Origin of the sequence: Methylobacterium carpenticola (assembly GCF_042748905.1) — a bacterium.
GTDB classification, from domain to species: domain Bacteria; phylum Pseudomonadota; class Alphaproteobacteria; order Rhizobiales; family Beijerinckiaceae; genus Methylobacterium; species Methylobacterium carpenticola.
In genome coordinates this window covers 3816399-3834416 of the sequence record NZ_JBHZEO010000001.1, presented here as the reverse complement: position 1 = coordinate 3834416, position 18018 = coordinate 3816399, and the positions used below count along the sequence as shown (strand labels likewise).

Genomic DNA, 18018 nt, shown 5'->3' with positions numbered 1-18018 from the left:
CTGCGATCGTCATGAGGCGCGTCGCGATCACCGGAATGGGCATCGTCTCATCCATCGGCAACAACACGCAGGAAGTGCTGGCGAGCTTGCGCGAGGCCCGATCCGGCATCACCCGGGCCGAGCCCTTCGCCGCGCACGGCTTCCGCTGCCAGGTTCAGGGCGCCCCGACCCTCGATGCCGAGAGCGTGGTCGACCGGCGCGCCATGCGCTTCCACGGCGGCGGCACCGCCTGGAACCACGTGGCGATGGAGCAGGCGATCCGCGACGCGGGACTCGAGGCGAACGAGGTCTCGCACGATCGCACCGGCATCATCATGGGCTCGGGCGGTCCCTCGACCCACGCCATCGTCGAGGCCGCCGACATCGCCCGGGCCAAGGGCCCGAAGCGCGTGGGCCCCTTCGCGGTGCCGAAGGCGATGTCCTCCACCGCCTCGGCCACGCTCGCCACGTGGTTCAAGATCAAGGGCGTGAACTACTCGATCTCCTCCGCCTGCGCGACCTCGAACCACTGCATCGGCAACGCCGCCGAGATCATCCAGGCCGGCCGGCAGGACATCATCTTCGCGGGCGGCTGCGAGGAGCTCGACTGGACCCTCTCGGTCCTGTTCGACGCGATGGGCGCCATGTCGGCGAAGTACAACGACACCCCGGCCCGGGCCTCCCGCGCCTACGATGCGGGCCGCGACGGCTTCGTGATCGCGGGCGGCGCGGGCGTGCTGGTGCTGGAGGAGCTGGAGCACGCCAAGGCCCGCGGCGCGCGGATCTACGGCGAGGTCGCCGGCTACGGCGCCACCTCGGACGGCCACGACATGGTGGCCCCCTCGGGCGAGGGCGCGGTGCGCTGCATGCGCCAGGCGCTGTCGGGCCTCAAGGGCGTCAAGATCGACTACATCAATCCGCACGCCACCTCGACGCCGGTCGGCGACGACAAGGAGATCGAGGCGATCCGCGAGGTGTTCGGCGCGGGCGAGGCCTGCCCGCCGATCGCCGCCACCAAGTCGCTCACGGGCCATTCGCTCGGCGCGACCGGCGTGCAGGAGGCGATCTACTCGCTCCTGATGATGAACAACGGCTTCATCTGCGAGAGCGCCCATATCGACGAGCTCGATCCGGCCTTCGCCGACATGCCGATCCTGCGCCAGCGGGTGGACGACGCCCGGCTCGGCCACGTGCTGTCGAACTCGTTCGGATTCGGGGGCACCAACGCGACACTGGTCCTGAAGCACGTCGACGCCTGACGGCTCGGGGCGGACACGGACATCCACGGGGAGAGCGGGCGTGACGGGTTTGATGGCAGGCAAGCGCGGCCTCATCATGGGGGTCGCGAACGACCATTCCATCGCCTGGGGCATCGCCAAGGCTCTCGCAGCACAGGGGGCGGATCTCGCCTTCACCTACCAGGGCGAGGCGCTCGGCCGCCGGGTGACGCCGCTCGCGGGCACTCTCGGCTCGACGATCGTGCTGCCCTGCGACGTGGAGGATCCGGCCAGCGTCGACGCGGTCTTCACGGCGCTCGGCGATGCGTGGCCCGAGGGCTTCGACTTCGTCGTCCACGCCATCGGCTTCTCGGACAAGACGCAGCTCAAGGGCCGCTACGTGGACGCCACCACGCGCGAGAACTTCTCGCGCACCATGGTGATCTCCTGCTTCTCCTTCACGGAGGTGGCGCAGCGGGCGGCCAAGCGCCTGCGGCCCGGCGGGGCGCTCCTCACCCTGACCTTCGGCGGCGCGACCCGCGTGATGCCGAACTACAACGTGATGGGTCTCGCCAAGGCGGCGCTGGAAGCCTCCGTGCGCTACCTCGCCTCCGATCTCGGCCCGGACGGCATCCGGGTGAACGCGATCTCGGCGGGTCCGGTGCGCACGCTCGCGGGGGCCGGCATCTCCGATGCGCGCCTGATGTTCAGCCATCAGAAGGCCCACGCCCCCTTGCGCCGCAACGCGACGATCGAGGAGATCGGCGGCGCGGCCCTCTACCTGCTCTCCGACCTGTCGAGCGCCGTGACCGGCGAGATCCACTTCGTGGATTGCGGCTTCAGCACCATCGCGATGCCGCGCCCGTCGGTGCTGAAGGCGCAGGACGACGCCGGCGTCGTCGGCGACTGAAAGCGGCCGCCCGGATCGGATCTGGCGCCGCCCCGGCGGCTCTGCGAAGCTGGTGCCTCCGCATCAGGAGCCGCCCATGACCGATGAGATCGCCCGCCGGATCGCACAAGGGTCCGGCCGCGCGCCGGCCGACCTCGTGATCCGCGGCGCGCGGCTTCTCGACCTCGTCACCGGCGACCTCGTCCTCACCGACATCGCCCTGTGCGGCGACACCATCGTGGGCACCTACGGCGCCTACGAGGGCACGCGCGTGATCGAGGCCGCGGGCCGGATCGCGGTGCCGGGCTTCATCGACACCCATCTCCACATCGAATCCTCGCTCATCACCCCGCACGAATTCGACCGCTGCGTGCTGCCGCACGGGGTCACCACGGCGATCTGGGATCCGCACGAACTCGCCAACGTGCTCGGCACCGCGGCCTTCGCCTACGCCCTCCAGGCCTCCAGCGAGACGGCCATGGACATCCGGGTGCAGCTCTCCTCCTGCGTGCCCGCCACCGATCTCGAGCGCGCGGGCGCCCGCATCGAGGCCGCGGACCTCCTCCCCTACCGGGATCATCCGCGCTCGCTGGGCCTTGCCGAGTTCATGAACTTCCCCGGCGTCGTCCAGGCCGATCCGGGCTGCCTCGCCAAGCTCGCGGCCTTCGCCGGCCGCCACATCGACGGGCACGCGCCGCTGCTCTCCGGTGCCGGCCTCAACGCCTACGCGGCGTCCGGCATCCGCACCGACCACGAGGCCACCGGTGCCGCGGAGGCCCTGGAGAAGATCCGCAAGGGCATGACCGTGCTGATCCGCGAGGGCTCCGTCTCCAAGGACCTGCGGGCGCTCGCCCCCCTGCTCACGGTCGCCACCTCCCCCTTCCTCGCCTTCTGCACCGACGACCGCAACCCGCTCGACATCGCCGAGGAGGGCCATCTCGACCACCTGATCCGCACGGCGATCGGCCTCGGCGTGCCGCCGCTCGCGGCCTACCGGGCGGCCTCGCTCAGCGCCGCCGCCGCCTTCGGCCTCCACGACCGGGGCATGATCGCCCCCGGGCGGCGGGCCGACATCGTGCTCCTCGACGATCTCGACGCCTGCGCGGTGGCGCAGGTGATCGTGGGCGGCCGGCTCGTGGAGGAGGCGCTCTTCGCCGGCCGCGCCCGCATCCCGGCGCCGGGGCGCGGCAGCGTGAAGGCCGCGCCGGTGACGGCCGAGGATTTCCGGATCCCGGCTTCCCCCGGCCCCGAGACCTCGGTGATCGGCGTGGTGCCGGGGCGCATCATCACGGAGCACCGCCGCCTGACCCTGCCCGCCGCGGACGGCCTCGCCCTCTGCGACCGCGGCCAGGACGCGGTGAAGGTCGCGGTGATCGCCCGGCACGGCACGCCCGGAATGGGACGCGCCTTCGTGCAGGGGTTCGGGCTCGAACGCGGCGCCATCGCCTCCTCGGTCGGCCATGACAGCCACAATCTCTGCGTGGTCGGGGTGGACGACGCCGACATGGCGCTGGCGATCAACCGGCTGATCGACCTCCAGGGAGGCTTCGTGGTGGCGGCGGGCGGTCGGGTTCTCGCCGAATTGCCGCTGCCCATCGCCGGCCTGATGAGCGACCAGCCCTTCGAGGCGGTGCGCGACGCTCTCCACCCTCTGCGCGAGGCCGCCCGCTCCCTCGGCTGCACCCTGCCGGAGCCGTTCCTTCAGGTAGCCTTCCTGCCGCTCCCGGTGATCCCGCACCTCAAGATCACCGACCGCGGCCTCGTGGACGTGGACCGCATGGCGCTCCTCCCCTGAGGGCCGGGCGGGACCGCATCGCGCATCTCTGCGCGGATCCTCGTTCTCGCCGCATCGCTCTCGCCGAACCGGCGGCTGCCTCGGGCGAATGATGCGGCGCCCGTTGCCTTTTGCCGCCGGCCCTCCTAACTCGGGGCGGCTTGGCATGCTGCGGCGCAGCAACGGAGGGGATGGCGATGGCGGAACCACGCGCGAAGCGGAGAGCCGACGAGATTCCCGTGCTCGGCGGCATCGCCGATCTCGCGCCGCGCTTCGACGTGATCCTGTGCGACGTCTGGGGCGTGCTGCATGACGGGGTGCGCGCCCATGGGGCCGCGGGCGAGGCGCTGACGCGGTTCCGCGCCCTGCCCGGCGAGCGCCCGCGGCGGGTGGTGCTGGTCTCGAACGCGCCACGGCCCGGCGCGTCGGTCCAGGCGCAGCTCGACGGGTTCGGCCTGCCGCGCTCGGCCTACGACGCCATCGTGACCTCGGGCGACCTCACCCGCGCCCTGATTGCCGCGAAGGGCACCGCCCCCCTCTACCATCTCGGCCCCGACCGCGACCTGCCGATCTTCGAGGGGCTGCCCGCCCCGCGCGTGGCACCGGAGGCGGCCGAGCACGTGGTCTGCACCGGGCTGTTCGACGACGAGGTCGAGACGGCGGAGGATTACCGCCCCGTCCTGACGCCGCTGAAGGAGCGCGGGCTGCCGATGATCTGCGCCAACCCGGACCTCGTGGTCGAGCGCGGCGCGCAGCTGATCCCCTGCGCGGGGGCGCTGGCGAGCCTCTACGAGGCGTTGGGCGGAGAGGTCATCTATGCCGGCAAGCCGCACCGGCCGGTCTACGAGGCGGCCGTGCAGGCCGCTGCCGCGATCGACGGCCTGCCCCCGGCGCCGGCCGACCGCATCCTCGCCATCGGCGACGCGATCCGCACCGACGTCGCCGGCGCGCACGGCTTCGGCATCGCCTCCGTGCTGGTGGCCCGGGGCATCCACGCGGAGGAACTCGGCTGCGCGGCGGGGGCGCCGCTCGGCGAGGTGGCGCATTGGCTGGAGGCCCAGCCGGTGCATCCGGACGCGGTCGTCGAGGTCCTGCGCTGGTGATCGGGCCGCGCTGATCACGCGAATAGGGCGTCGATCGCGTCCTGCGGCGTCTCCGGCCCCTTGAGCTGGGGACCGTTGAGGAGGAGCTCCTCGTTCCGCGCCTTGCGGCGTGCCTCCTCCTGGTCGATCTCGCCGTCGCTCACCTTCACGACGGTCGCGAAGTGCTCCAGGCGCTTCTCGACTTGGCCCAGGGCGTCGACGACCTTGGCAATGCGCTGCCCGGTGATGTCCTGGAAGGCGCAGGCCTCGAAGATCTGGAAGACCTCCGCCTCGACCTTGGCGCGGTAGCCTTCGAGCGTGTCGTCCTCGATCGCCAGGATGCCCTCCGCGACCCCCATGATGCGGTTCGTCGCGCTCGCCGTCGCCGTGACGACGCCGCCCAGCTCGTCATGCGCCATGGGCAGGCGATCGCGGCGCAGTTCGTTGGCCCGCAGATGGGCGATCGCCTGCTTGAGCCGCTTGATGTAATCCGCGATCTCGACGAGATCCTGCACGATCGTGCCGGCGTCGATCGCACCCTCCGCAGGAGACGGCCTGCGGGCCCTCTTACGCATCAGCATGCTGACCAGCCGGACCGTTCGAATACTGCGCAAGGCTCGGCTCCGTTGTCGGCCGGCCGCGCTCCGCGTCGGGAGCGGGGCGGAGTCGGGCGGCCGGGGCCGGCCGCCATGCCGATCTGGGGCGCGAGGTGGGCGGTCCCGGCCCCTGCCGGGGCCGTGCGGCGCCGGTCAGGCGCCGCAGACCGCCTCGATCTTGGTCTTGAGCGTCTGCGCGTTGAACGGCTTGACGATGTAGTTGTTCACGCCGGCCTTCTTGGCGGCGATGACGTTCTCGGTCTTCGACTCGGCCGTCACCATGATGAAGGGCGTGGTGCGCAGCACGTCGTCGGCCCGCACGTGACGCAGCAGCTCGTAGCCCGTCATCGGCTCCATGTTCCAGTCGGAGATCACGAGGCCGTACTTCTTCTGCTTGAGCTTGGCGAGCGCGCCGGTGCCGTCGGACGCGTCGTCGACATCCTCGAAGCCGAGCTGCTTGAGCAGGTTGCGGATGATGCGGACCATCGTCTGGTAGTCGTCCACCACGAGGATCGGCATGCTGAGGTCGAGGGCCATCAGTCCGGGCTCCATTCGCGGGCAAGGCGCATTCGGCGCGCGCTGGTGCCCGCAGCGATGATGAGGGGAAGCACCGGGCGGCGCTTCTGACCGCAATAGGTAGTCCCGGCGCGTTGCGAAGCGGTTAATCGGCCACGCGTGCAATCCAGCCCTGTGCACGACCGGCCTGCCCTTGTGCAAAACCATCGTCCGCCCAGTGCGGTGGGCGGCTGGTGACGACGAGTGTCCGGCTCTGGCCGCGATTGACTCTGCGAAGCCCCGCCCCTGTGCTGCGCGCGGCACGGTCGCGGCGGCCGATATCCCTCGCGAAGCCGGCGCCCCGGGCGCAAGGGTGCGATGCGCCCCGGGGCCGGCGGCTTGACCCACCGGGCGCTTTTCGACAGGGTCGCGCCGCCCGGCCCAGGCTTCACCGGCCTTGCGGCCGCGGAGAGACCGCAACCGCCGCGCTGACACGATCGGATCCCCATGCCGCCGAGCGACGAGACCGCCGCGACCGATTCCGCGGCGTCCGCCCCGCCGCCTCGCCCCCTGATCATCAACCGCGATGGCGAGGCCGTGCCGGAGGGTCTGCGCGGCGCGGTCGCGGCGATCGGCAACTTCGACGGACTGCATCAGGGGCACCGCGCCCTCATCGCGGCGGTGCGCGAGATCGCCCGCATCACCGGCCACCCGAGCGCGGTGCTGACCTTCGAGCCCCATCCGCGCGAATTCTTCGCGCCCGAGCGCGGCATGTTCCGCCTCACCGCCGAGGGCGCCAAGCTCGCCGTGCTGGCCCGGCTCGGCATCGACGGCGTGTTCGTGCGCCGCTTCGACGCGGATCTCGCGGCCACGGGAGCGAGCGCCTTCGTGGGCCGGCTCCTCAAGCAGGAACTCGGCCTGTCGGGCGTGGTGATCGGCCACGACTTCCATTTCGGCCGCGGCCGCGAGGGCACCCCCGCCATGCTCCAGGCCCTCTGCGCGGAGAACGGGCTCTCCTGCCGGGTGATCGCGCCGGTGACGGCGGAGAGCGAGGAGTCGCCGGTCTCGTCGAGCGCCATCCGGGCCGCCCTGGAGGAGGGCGACGTGGCGGGGGCGAACCGCCTGCTCGGCTTCCGCTGGTTCGTGCAGGGCGCGGTGCGCCACGGGGACAAGCGGGGGCGCACCCTCGGCTTCCCCACCGCCAACGTCGCCCTGCCGGCCTGCGGCCTCGCCCACGGCATCTATGCGGTGCGGGTCCGCCTCGCCGACGGCTCCCTGCGGGAGGGCGTGGCGAGCTACGGGCGCCGCCCGACCTTCGACAACGGCGCGCCGCTCCTCGAAACCACCCTGTTCGACTTCTCGGGGGACCTCTACGGGCAGACGATCGCCGTCGAGTTCGTCGGGTTCCTGCGCGGCGAGGCCCGCTTCGACAGCGCCGAGGCGCTGGTCGCGCAGATGCACCGGGACGCGGAGCAGGCCCGCGCCCTGCTGGCGCGCGACGCGGTGCCCTCGATGCTGGGCTGACCGGCCCTCCTCAGGGCAAAGCCCTATTCGGGGGCAAAGCCCTATTCGGGGGCAAAGCCCTATTCGGGGGCAAAGCCCTATTCGGGGGCGAATTCGCGCAGGCTGCGGTCCCGCTCGTCCAGGCGCGGCGCATCGACGTCGATCTCCGGCCCGTCGTAATCCGGCGCCAGCATCGGCCTGGCCGGAGCGAGACTGCCGGTGGCGTCGATCTCGTCGTAGGGCGTGCCGACCTGGGGCATGCCGGCCTGCGGGGGCCGGGCGGCCGGGCCCCTGGCCTCGGCGGCGAGGGCCGGGGCGCCGAGCGAGACGGCGAGGGCGAGAACGGCGAGAAGCGGGCGCATCGCGGCCTCCTGTCGGGACGGAGATCCTCTGCGTCAAGTCGCCAGGGCGGCCGGCGTTCCCGCGCGTGCCGCGCAGGGCGGCGCGGCGGACCGCCCGGCTTCCCCCGCGCTCCCACCCCTGCTATGAGGGCCGAATGTCCGAATCGCATCACCGGCTGAGCCCTCCGCGGCGAATTACGAGCCCGGTTTCCGCCTGAGGGCCGCGGCGGCGGCCCTGCGGAGGCCGGGATGCCGTTCGCCGAGCGATTGCACGACAAGGGCCCCGGCCTTCCGCCGCGGCGCCCGCCACACGAGCCCGCGACCATGACCGAGACCAAGCCCGCCTCCGGGCGCGACTATTCCGAGACGCTGTTCCTGCCGCGCACGGATTTCCCGATGCGGGCCGGCCTGCCCGAGCGCGAGCCGGAGATCCTGAAGCGCTGGGCGGCCATCGACCTCTACGGCCGCATCCGCGCCGCGGCGGCGGGCCGGCCGAAATTCGTCCTGCACGACGGACCGCCCTACGCCAACGGCCACATCCATATCGGCACGGCGCTCAACAAGATCCTCAAGGACGTGGTGGTGCGCGCCGCGGGCGTGCTCGGCCAGGACGCCAACTACGTGCCGGGCTGGGACTGCCACGGCCTGCCGATCGAGTGGAAGATCGAGGAGCAGTACAGGGCCAAGGGCCGCAACAAGGACGAGGTGCCGGTCGTCGAGTTCCGGCGCGAGTGCCGCGCCTTCGCGGAGCACTGGCTCTCGGTGCAGCGCGGGGAGTTCAAGCGCCTCGGCGTCACCGGCGACTGGGACCATCCCTACGCGACCATGGCCTATCCGGCCGAGGCGCAGATCGCCCGCGAGCTGATGGTCTTCGCGATGACCGGCCAGCTCTATCGCGGCTCCAAGCCCGTGATGTGGTCGGTGGTCGAGAAGACCGCCCTCGCCGAGGCCGAGGTCGAGTACGAGGACCACGTCAGCGACACGATCTGGGCCGCCTTCCCGGTCGTCGCCTCCGCCGATCCGGCGCTCACCGGCGCCCACGTCGTCATCTGGACCACCACTCCCTGGACCATCCCGGCCAACCGGGCCGTGGCCTATTCAAGAAAAGTCAGTTACGGGCTCTATCGTGTTACCGCCGCTCCTGAAGAGAACTGGGTACAACCTGATTTTCGTTGCATTGTTGCTGACGAACTCGCGGGCGACGTCTTCAAGGCCGCTCGGGTCGATGCTTATGAGCGCGTGGCCGAGGTTGCGCCCGAGGCTCTGGCGGGACTGACGCTCGCCCATCCCCTGGCGGGCTGGAACGAGGGCTACCGCTTCGCCGTGCCGATGCTGGAGGGCGAGCACGTCACCGACGAGGCCGGCACCGGCTTCGTCCACACGGCGCCAAGCCACGGCCGCGAGGACTTCGAGGTCTGGACGGCGAACGGCCGTGCGCTGCGCGCGCGCGGCATCGACGTGGCGATCCCCTACACGGTGGATGCGGACGGCGTGCTGACCGCGGAGGCGCCCGGCCTCACGGGCCGGCGGGTGCTGACCGAGAAGGGCGAGAAGGGCGACGCCAACAAGGCGGTGATCGCGGCCCTCGCCGAGGCCGGCACGCTGATGGCGCGCGGCACGCTCAAGCACAGCTACCCGCATTCCTGGCGCTCGAAGAAGCCGGTCATCTTCCGCAACACGCCGCAATGGTTCATCGCCCTCGACGCGCCGGTGGCCTCGCTCCAGGGCCGGACCCTGCGCGACGTGGCCCTGCGCGAGATCGCCGCCACCGAGTGGGTGCCGCCGCAGGGCCAGAACCGCATCACCGGCATGATCGCCAACCGCCCGGACTGGGTGGTGTCGCGCCAGCGCGCCTGGGGCGTGCCGATCACGGTCTTCGTGAAGAAGGGCACCAGCGAGATCCTGCGCGACGAGCGGGTCAATGCCCGCATCGCCGAGGCCTTCGCGGCCGAGGGCGCGGATGCGTGGTTCAGCGATGCGGACGGCGCCCGCTTCCTCGCCCCCGACCACGACCCGGCCGATTACGAGAAGGTCACGGACGTCCTCGACGTCTGGTTCGATTCGGGCTCGACCCACGCCTTCACGCTCGAGGATCCGGTCGCCTTCCCGGGGCTCGCGGGCATCCGCCGCCGCCGCGAGGGCGGTGACGACACGGTGATGTACCTGGAGGGCTCGGACCAGCACCGCGGCTGGTTCCACTCCTCGCTGCTCGAATCCTGCGGCACCCGCGGCCGGGCCCCCTACGACGTGGTGCTCACCCACGGCTTCGTCCTCGACCCCAAGGGGGAGAAGATGTCGAAGTCGCGCGGCAACGTCGTCGCCCCGCAGGACGTGATCGCGGCCTCGGGCGCCGACATCCTGCGCCTGTGGGTGGCGGCCTCCGACTACACGGACGACCTGCGCATCGGCCCGCCGATCATCAAGACCTTCTCGGAGACCTACCGGAAGCTGCGCAACTCCCTGCGCTGGATGCTCGGCACCCTCGCCCATCACCGGCCGGAGGACCGCGTCCCCGTGCAGGAGATGCCGGAGCTGGAGCGCTTCATCCTGCACCGGCTCGCCGAGCTCGACGGCGAGATCCGCGAGGCCTACCGGACCTACGACTTCAAGCGGGTCGTGGCGCTCCTCAACGGCTTCATGACGGGCGATCTCTCGTCCTTCTACTTCGACGTGCGCAAGGACGCGCTCTACTGCGACCCGCTCTCCAGCAGCGTGCGGCGGGCCTCGCTCACCGTGGTGGACGAGACCTTCCGGCGGGTGGTGGTGTGGCTCGCCCCCGTGCTGGCCTTCACGGCCGAGGAGGCGTGGCTGGCGCGCTATCCCTCCGAGGACGGCTCGGTCCACCTGCAGACCCTGCCCGACACCCCGGCGGCGTGGCGCGACGACGCGCTCGCCGCGCGCTGGGCGAAGATCCGGCGCGTGCGCCGGGTCGTGACGGGCGCGCTGGAGATCGAGCGCGCGAAGAAGCACATCGGCGCGAGCCTGGAGGCGGCGCCCGTCGTGTCGGTCGCCGATCCCGAGCTGCGGGCGGCCCTCGACGGCATCGACTTCGCGGAGATCTGCATCACCTCGGGCATCCGGATCGAGGCCGGCGAGGGGCCGCAGGACGCCTTCCGGCTCGAGGACGTGCGCGGCGTGGCCGTGGTCCCGGCCCTGGCCGAGGGCCGCAAATGCGCCCGCTCGTGGAAGGTGCTGCCGAGCGTCGGAGCCGATCCGGATTATCCGGAGGTGACGCCCCGCGACGCCCAGGCCCTGCGGGAGTGGGACGCCCTCCACGCCGAGGCCGCCGAATGATGATCGCCCTCCGGCCGGGCCGCCTCCTCCGGGAGCGCGGCCCGGCCGGGCATCCCGGCCGTGCCTGAATGCGTCCCCTCCCCTTCGGCCTCCTCGTCGCCGTCGTGACCCTGGTCCTCGACCAGGCGACGAAGCTCGGCCTCCTGTTCCTCAGCGATCTGCCCCTGAGCCAGCCGATCGTGCTCGCGCCCTTCGCGCAGCTCGTCGTCGTCTGGAATCGCGGCGTGTCCTACGGGCTGTTCCAGCAGCATACCGAGATCGGCCGCTGGCTGCTCGTGGCGGTCTCGATCCTCGCGGCGGCGGCGCTGACGGGCTGGATGGCGCGCGCGGGCACGCGGCTCCTCTCGGGCTCGCTCGGGCTGATCGTGGGCGGGGCGATCGGCAACGCCATCGACCGCATCGCCTACGGGGCGGTGTTCGATTTCGTCCACCTGCATGCGGGCGGCTGGTCCTGGTACGTGTTCAACGTCGCGGATGCGGGCATCGTGCTGGGCGTCGTCGGCCTGCTCTACGACGCCCTCTGGGCCGAGCGGCGGACCGCGCGCGAGGCAGGCTCGGACGCCTGATACGGTTTCCGGACGATCACTTTCGGAAACCGGATCACGAGCCCGCGCTGCGCCTGAGCGAGGCCGGTTTCCGCATCGCGAAGCGATCATCCGGAAACCGTATGAGAACGAGCGGCCCTTCCGTGCGCGAATGCGTGTGTGTTTCTCCCGACACAGGCCGCCCGCGCGTTGCGCCGCCCACGACCGGCGCCATACCTTCGCCCGAAACCGCGCCCAGGCCGGATCGACCGTCGAGCCGGCGGGAATCGGGGAGACAGCATGAGACACCAGCGCACGATCCTCGCCCTCACGGCGGTCCTGTGCGGCGTGGCGCCCGGCGTCCGCGCGGAGGACGGCGTGTTCATGAAGAAGGCGCTCTCGTCGATCGGGCTGATCGAGCCGGACCGGCCGTCGATCACCTATCGCGAGCGGGCTCCCCTGGTCCTGCCCCCGAAGATGGACAAGACCGGCGCCCTGCCGGCGCCCGTGGCGCGCAGCGCCGTGCGCGACGAGGCGCCCCAGTGGCCGACCGATCCGGAGGCCGTCGCCCGGGCCCGCCGGGCCGCGGACGATGGCAAGCCGCGCGGCATGCGCGGCGAGCAGGGCCGCATGAACGACAACAACACCACGCTCTCGATCTACGAGATGCGGGGCGGCCGCCGCGAGGGCGCCGGCATCACGAAGGAGCCGGTCTACAAGCCCGGCGACAACGTGCGCGAGGCGACGTGGATGAACCCGCTCGACTTGTTCAAGGGCCGCAAGGACGAGGATGCGCAGCCCTCCGTCACGGAGCCGAGCCGCGACATGCTGACCGATCCGCCCACGGGCTACCGCGCCCCGCCCGGCGGCCGGCTCGCCCGGTCGGACAGCGCCCCGAAGGGCATGCCGATCAGCGACCGCGAGGAGGCCGATCCGCTGGCCTACCTGCGCTCGCGGCAGCAGTGACGCGGCGCGCCGCGACGGCCAAGACTGGCGGGGGTCAAGCTTTAGACCCGCGCTCAACCTTGGCGGCTTGAAGAAAAGTTTGCCTGAACACGGGCGGAGGACCTCCTCCGCCTTAAAATGTTCTAGAAACCCCTGTTCAACCGCACCACATCCGAATCGGGCCGGCGCGGCGCGCGGGCCCTGCGGGCTTCCGTTAACGGGGGCGGTTCACCATCAGCGCAGTCCGCTCCGGCGGCCCCGCTTCGAGGGAAATCAGCATGCATTCCAGGACGCGCCCTCTCCTCCGGCCGACCGGCCGACCCGGCCCTGCCCTGCGCCTCGACGCGGCGCCGTACGGGCGGGCCGAGGCGGGCGGGCCGGAGGTCGCGTCCTTCACCCTCGACAACGGCCTCGACGTGGTGGTGATCCCCGACCACCGCGCGCCGGTCGCCACCCACATGATCTGGTACCGCAACGGTTCGGCGGATGATCCGCTCGGCCAGTCGGGCATCGCGCACTTCCTCGAGCACCTGATGTTCAAGGGCACCGAGAAGCACCCGGTGGGCGCCTTCTCGAAGGCGGTGTCGAGCCTGGGCGGCCAGGAGAACGCCTTCACGTCCTTCGACTACACGGCCTATTTCCAGCGCGTCGCCCGCGACAACCTGAAGACCATGATGGAGTTCGAGGCGGACCGGATGACCGGCCTCGTCCTCGACGACGCCGTGGTGGCGCCCGAGCGCGACGTGGTGCTGGAGGAGCGCCGCATGCGGGTCGAGACCGACCCGAGCGCGCAGCTCTCCGAGGCCATGGCCGCCTCGCTGTTCGTGCATCACCCCTACGGGATCCCGATCATCGGCTGGATGCACGAGATCGAGGACCTGAACCGCGGCCACGCGCTCGCCTACTACCAGCGCTTCTACACCCCGGAGAACGCCATCCTGGTGGTGGCCGGCGACGTGACCGGCGACGAGGTGCGCCGCCTCGCCGAGGCCACCTACGGGCAGGTCGCGCCGCGCGGCGAGCGGCCGGTGCGCCTGCGCCCCCGCGAGCCCGAGCCCCGGGCCGCCCGGCGCCTCAGCGTGGCGGATCCCAAGGTCGAGCAGCCGACGCTCCAGCGCCTCTACCTCACCCCCTCCAGCATCACCGCCAGGGACGGCGAAGGCCATGCCCTCGAACTCCTCGCCGAGGTGATGGGCGGCGGGCCGACCTCGTATCTCTACCGCTCCCTCGTCATGGAGCAGGGCATCGCGGTGAATGCCGGCGCCTGGTACATGGGCTCGGCCATGGACGACACCCGCTTCTCGGTCTACGCGGTGCCGGCCGAGGGCGTCTCCCTGGAGAAGCTGGAGGAGGCGGTGGACGCGGCCCTGCGGCGCCTGCCCGCCGAGGCCCTCGCCCCCGAGGCGGTGGAGCGCGCCAAGACCCGCCTCGTCGCCGAGACGGTCTACTCGTCCGACAGCCAGTCCTCGCTCGCGCGCATCTACGGCTCGGCGCTCGCCATCGGCGAGAGCATCGAGGAGGTGCGCCGCTGGCCCACCGACATCGAGGCGGTGGAGGCGGACCGGCTCGCGGCGGTGGCGGAGCGCTACCTCGTCCCGGCCCGCTCCGTGACCGGCTACCTGACCAAGGCCCGCGAGGCCGAGGCGACCGTCGCCTGACGGTTGAGCCGCCCGCCCGCCTGCCCCGCCCCCACGAAGAAGAGGTCCCCATGACCCTGGCCGACGCCGCCTCCCGGACCGCCGCCCTCAGCCCCGCCTCCTCCCCCGCCCAGGCCCGGTCCGTGACTGCCGCGAGCGGCGTCGAGGCGTGGCACGTCGAGTCCCCCGTCGTGCCGCTGATCGCCCTCGCCTTCACCTTCGAGGGCGGCGCCGCCCAGGATCCGGAGGGCAAGTCGGGCGCGGTGCAGATGCTCGCGCGCCTCCTCGACGAGGGCGCGGGCCCCTACGGCTCCGACGCCTTCCAGGAGCGGCTGGCGGCGCGGGCGATCGAGCTCAACTTCCACGCGGGCCCCGACGCGATCGGCGGCTCGCTCAAGATGCTGGTCAAGCACGCGGACGAGGCGATCGAGCTGCTCGCCCTGGCTCTGGCCGAGCCTCGCCTCGACGAGACGGCAATCGAGCGCGTGCGCGCCCAGATGCTGGCGGGCATCCGCTACCAGCAGAACGATCCGGGCGTGATGGCCTCCCGCCGCTTCTTCTCCGAGGCCTATCCGGGCCATCCCTACGGCCGGCCCTCGGGCGGCACGCTGGAGAGCGTGGCGGGCATCACCCGCGACGACCTCGTGGCGCTGCACCGGCGCCTGATCAGCCGCGCGCGGGTGAAGGTCGCGGCGGTGGGCGCCATCGGCGAGGCGCCGCTGCAGCGCGCCCTCGACGCGGCCTTCGGGCGGCTGTCCGAGGGCGGGGCGCTCGCGGAGGTGCCGGCGGCCCGCATCGCGGGCGTGGGCCGGCGCATCGTGGTCGATCTCGACGTGCCGCAATCGGTGATCCGCTTCGGCACCGGCGGCGTGCCGTGGCGCGATCCGGACTTCATCCCGGCCTACGTGCTCAATCACGTGCTCGGCGGCGGCGCGTTCACGTCGCGGCTGTTCCAGGAGGTGCGCGAGAAGCGCGGCCTCGCCTATTCGGTGGGCACCTCGCTGGTGAGCCACCGGGCCGCCTCGATGACCTGGGGCTACACCGCCACCAAGAACGAGCGCGTGGCCGAGGCCCTGTCGGTGATCTCGGACGAGATCGCCCGACTCACCCGCGACGGCCCCTCGGACGAGGAGCTGCAGAAGGCCAAGGACTACCTGACCGGCTCCTACGCGCTGGGCTTCGACACCTCGACGAAGATCGCCCACCAGCTCGTGCAGGTGTCCTTCGAGGGGCTCGGCATCGACTATATCGGCCGCCGCAACGGTCTGATCGCCGCGGTGACCCAGGAGGACATCCGTCGGGCCGCGACGCGCACCCTCGGCGACGGCCAATTGCTGGTGGTCGCCGCCGGCCGCCCGACCGAGATCTGATACGGTTTCCGGACGATCACTTTCGGAAACCGTATCACGAGCCCGCGCGGCGCCTGAGCGAGGCCGGTTTCCGCATCGCGAAGCGATCATCCGGAAACCGTATGAGAGGAGACGGCGCCGCCCCGGACCACCGGGGACGCGCGGAGCCCCCGCATCAACCCGCTTTTCCGGTCTGCGCCTCCATGGAGTGGCGCAGAGCGGCGTTCATGCGGGTCCGATAGCCCCGCCCCCGACTGCGAAACGGGCACGATGCGTCACGCCATCGGGTCCTCGCCCGCCGGCCGCAGCGCGTCCAGGTCCGGCCTCAGCACCACGCTCTCCTGCTCGTTCGGATCGGTGCGGGCGATGATCGCCACGCAGGTCTCGGTGCGGCTCGCATTGTAGGGCAGGTGCGGGGTTCCGGCCGGGATGTAGACGTAGTCGCCGGCCCGGTTCCACATATGGTGCTCCAGGCGCGGGCCGTACCACATCCCGGCGACGCCGCTCAGCACGTGCAGGGCGGTTTCGTGCCCCTCGTGCAGGTGCGCCCGCGCCCGGGCGCCGGGCGGGATGGTCACGGTCTGGAGATGGATCCCGCGCGACCCGACCGCCTCCGCCGAGATTCCCGGCGCGTAGGTCAGGGCCTGCTTGCCCACGAAAGCCTCGCCCGCGCGGACGACGCGGCAGCTGGGAGAATCGATGACGTCGGACATGGCTCGCTCCGCGAAACCGGAAGGCCGCGAGTCTACTCCCCCGGGCCCGCGCCGGCGACGGGCCGGGGGTCACCGATCACGATGACTTGCGCGGGACGCCGCGGCCACGCTTAAACGGGCGGCGATGGCCTCCCCCCTCCCTCCTCCCTCCTGGCCGCAGCGCCAGCGCTCGGACGGCCGCGTCGCGCTCGCCGCCGGCCGGATGCCGGGCGGGGCGACCCGGCTCACCGATCTCGCCGAGAGCGGCCCCTTGCGCCTGCGCCTGCCGCGGGTGGAGGGCGCAGCGCTCGAAGGCGTCTTCCTCAACAGCGCGGGGGGCATCGCCTGCGGCGACCGCTTCCGCATCGCGGCGGATCTCGGCGCGGGGGCGGACCTCGTCCTCACCACCACGGCGGCGGAGAAGATCTACCGCTCGGACGGGCCGGTCACCGAGATCGCGGCGGATCTGCGCGTCGCGGCCGGAGCCCGGCTCGCGTGGCTGCCGCAGGAGACCATCCTCTACGACGGGGCGCGGCTGCACCGCCGGCTCGACGCGGATCTCGCCGCGGACGCGACCCTGACCCTGTTCGAGGCCCTGGTCTTCGGCCGCTCCGCCCGGGGCGAGACCGTGCGGGAGGGCCTGCTGCGGGACGCGTGGCGTCTGTCGCGGGCGGGCCGGCTCGTCTATGCCGACACGCTCCACCTCGACGGCCCGGTCGCCGCCCTCCTCGCCCGCCCGGCCGTCGCGAACGGCGCGCGGGCGCTCGCGACGCTGATCCATATCGCCCCCGACGCCGAAGCGCGGACCGAGGCGATGCGCGACCTGATCGACGCGGCAGGATGTGCGGCGCTCGGCGTCGAGGCCGGGGCGAGCGCCTGGAACGGCCTCCTGGCGGTGCGGCTCCTCGCCCGCGAGATCGACCCGCTGCGGCGGGCGGCCACGCGGATCCTCGAAGGATTCCGCAGGGTTCCCCTGCCCCGCGTCTGGCGGACCTGACCCGCCCGGCTCAGTTCTTGCCTGACGCTCACGCCTCGTGAAGGATGCCGGAGGCCCGAATCTTGAGGACGCACCCGTGCTGTTGACCCCCCGCGAGAAGGACAAGCTCCTCGTCGCCATGGCGGCCCAGGTGGCCCGCAACCGTCTGGCCCGGGGCGTGAAGCTCAACTTCCCCGAGGCGGTGGCGCTGATCACCGATTTCGTGGTCGAGGGTGCCCGCGACGGGCGCTCGGTGGCCGAGCTGATGCAGGCCGGCGCGCATGTGCTCGACGCCTCCCAGGTGATGGAGGGCGTGCCGGAGATGATCCACGACATCCAGGTCGAGGCGACCTTCCCGGACGGCACCAAGCTGGTGACGGTGCACAGCCCGATCCGCGGCACCCCCTCGGTGGAGGTGCCGGGCGCGGTGACGACGCCCCCGGGCGAGATCGTGTTCAACGCGGGCGCCCCGCGCACGGTGATCGAGGTGGCCAATACCGGCGACCGGCCGATCCAGGTCGGCTCGCACTACCACTTCTTCGAAGTGAACCCGGCCTTGCGCTTCGACCGCGACCAGGCGCGCGGCCAGCGCCTCGACATCGCACCCGGCACCGCGGTGCGCTTCGAGCCGGGCTCGACCCGCGAGGTGGCGCTGGTGCCGCTCGGCGGCGCGCGGGCCGTGTACGGCTTCCGCGGCGACGTGATGGGTCAGCTCTGACAGCTTT

16 protein-coding genes and 1 pseudogene are annotated in these 18018 nt (G+C 72.0%); 12 read left to right on the top strand and 5 right to left on the bottom strand.

The features are described from left to right. Positions 1–11: 11 nt before the first annotated feature. From fabB to ACE101_RS17925, 4 genes are all read left to right on the top strand, one after another. A complete protein-coding gene (gene fabB / locus ACE101_RS17940; protein ID WP_379132149.1) occupies positions 12–1238 on the top strand; it encodes a beta-ketoacyl-ACP synthase I in 1227 nt (408 codons plus the stop codon). 40 nt (positions 1239–1278) lie between these two features. Beyond that, the gene (gene fabI, locus ACE101_RS17935; protein WP_379132146.1) at positions 1279–2106 is read left to right on the top strand and encodes an enoyl-ACP reductase FabI; all 828 of its coding nucleotides are present in this window, start codon (positions 1279–1281) and stop codon (positions 2104–2106) included. Positions 2107–2182: 76 nt separating this feature from the next. Beyond that, on the top strand, positions 2183–3880 hold the full coding sequence (gene ade, locus ACE101_RS17930; RefSeq protein ID WP_379132143.1) for an adenine deaminase: 1698 nt from the start codon (positions 2183–2185) through the stop codon (positions 3878–3880). Between the two features lie 176 nt (positions 3881–4056). After that, complete coding sequence (locus ACE101_RS17925; protein WP_379132140.1) at positions 4057–4962, top strand: TIGR01459 family HAD-type hydrolase; 906 nt, start codon at positions 4057–4059, stop codon at positions 4960–4962. Between the two features lie 14 nt (positions 4963–4976). Here the strand turns inward: ACE101_RS17925 and ACE101_RS17920 are convergent, their stop codons facing one another. After that, positions 4977–5516, bottom strand: a complete 540-nt coding sequence (locus ACE101_RS17920) for a protein phosphatase CheZ (RefSeq protein WP_379138772.1) — start codon at positions 5514–5516, stop codon at positions 4977–4979. 174 nt (positions 5517–5690) lie between these two features. After that, positions 5691–6074, bottom strand: coding sequence for a response regulator (locus ACE101_RS17915; protein WP_379132137.1), 384 nt, complete (start codon positions 6072–6074; stop codon positions 5691–5693). Between the two features lie 465 nt (positions 6075–6539). Between ACE101_RS17915 and ACE101_RS17910 the strand changes: the two genes are divergently transcribed. Further along, a complete protein-coding gene (locus tag ACE101_RS17910) occupies positions 6540–7556 on the top strand; it encodes a bifunctional riboflavin kinase/FAD synthetase (protein ID WP_379132134.1) in 1017 nt (338 codons plus the stop codon). A 77-nt stretch (positions 7557–7633) separates the two neighbouring features. On the opposite strand, the gene ACE101_RS17905 is transcribed toward ACE101_RS17910, so the two are convergent. Further along, positions 7634–7897: a hypothetical protein gene (locus tag ACE101_RS17905; RefSeq protein ID WP_379132131.1), complete on the bottom strand. Its 264-nt coding sequence runs from the start codon at positions 7895–7897 to the stop codon at positions 7634–7636. Between the two features lie 303 nt (positions 7898–8200). On the opposite strand from ACE101_RS17905, the gene ileS reads away from it, so the two are divergent. The 5 genes from ileS to ACE101_RS17880 all read left to right on the top strand — a co-directional run bounded on the left by ileS (position 8201) and on the right by ACE101_RS17880 (position 15646). Then, the gene (gene ileS / locus ACE101_RS17900) at positions 8201–11170 is read left to right on the top strand and encodes an isoleucine--tRNA ligase (protein WP_379132128.1); all 2970 of its coding nucleotides are present in this window, start codon (positions 8201–8203) and stop codon (positions 11168–11170) included. 68 nt (positions 11171–11238) lie between these two features. After that, positions 11239–11736, top strand: a complete 498-nt coding sequence (lspA, locus tag ACE101_RS17895) for a signal peptidase II (protein ID WP_379132125.1) — start codon at positions 11239–11241, stop codon at positions 11734–11736. Positions 11737–11994: 258 nt separating this feature from the next. Beyond that, on the top strand, positions 11995–12660 hold the full coding sequence (locus tag ACE101_RS17890) for a hypothetical protein (protein WP_379132122.1): 666 nt from the start codon (positions 11995–11997) through the stop codon (positions 12658–12660). Positions 12661–12917: 257 nt separating this feature from the next. Further along, a complete protein-coding gene (locus ACE101_RS17885) occupies positions 12918–14297 on the top strand; it encodes a M16 family metallopeptidase (RefSeq protein ID WP_379132120.1) in 1380 nt (459 codons plus the stop codon). A gap of 50 nt (positions 14298–14347) precedes the next feature. Then, entirely contained in the window at positions 14348–15646 is a 1299-nt protein-coding gene (locus ACE101_RS17880; protein ID WP_379132117.1) for a M16 family metallopeptidase, read from the top strand. A 154-nt stretch (positions 15647–15800) separates the two neighbouring features. On the opposite strand, the pseudogene ACE101_RS17875 reads toward ACE101_RS17880, so the two are convergent. Continuing rightward, positions 15801–15887, bottom strand: a pseudogene (locus tag ACE101_RS17875) (BrnA antitoxin family protein); the annotation flags it as partial. A gap of 13 nt (positions 15888–15900) precedes the next feature. Continuing rightward, positions 15901–16338, bottom strand: coding sequence for a cupin domain-containing protein (locus ACE101_RS17870; RefSeq protein ID WP_379132114.1), 438 nt, complete (start codon positions 16336–16338; stop codon positions 15901–15903). A 124-nt stretch (positions 16339–16462) separates the two neighbouring features. Between ACE101_RS17870 and ACE101_RS17865 the strand changes: the two genes are divergently transcribed. Next, positions 16463–17314 carry an urease accessory protein UreD gene (locus ACE101_RS17865; protein ID WP_379132112.1) on the top strand — a complete coding sequence of 284 codons (852 nt, stop codon included), beginning with the start codon at positions 16463–16465 and terminating at the stop codon, positions 17312–17314. Positions 17315–17390: 76 nt separating this feature from the next. Beyond that, positions 17391–18011, top strand: a complete 621-nt coding sequence (locus ACE101_RS17860; RefSeq protein WP_379132109.1) for an urease subunit gamma — start codon at positions 17391–17393, stop codon at positions 18009–18011. The last annotated feature ends 7 nt before the right edge of the window (positions 18012–18018 follow it).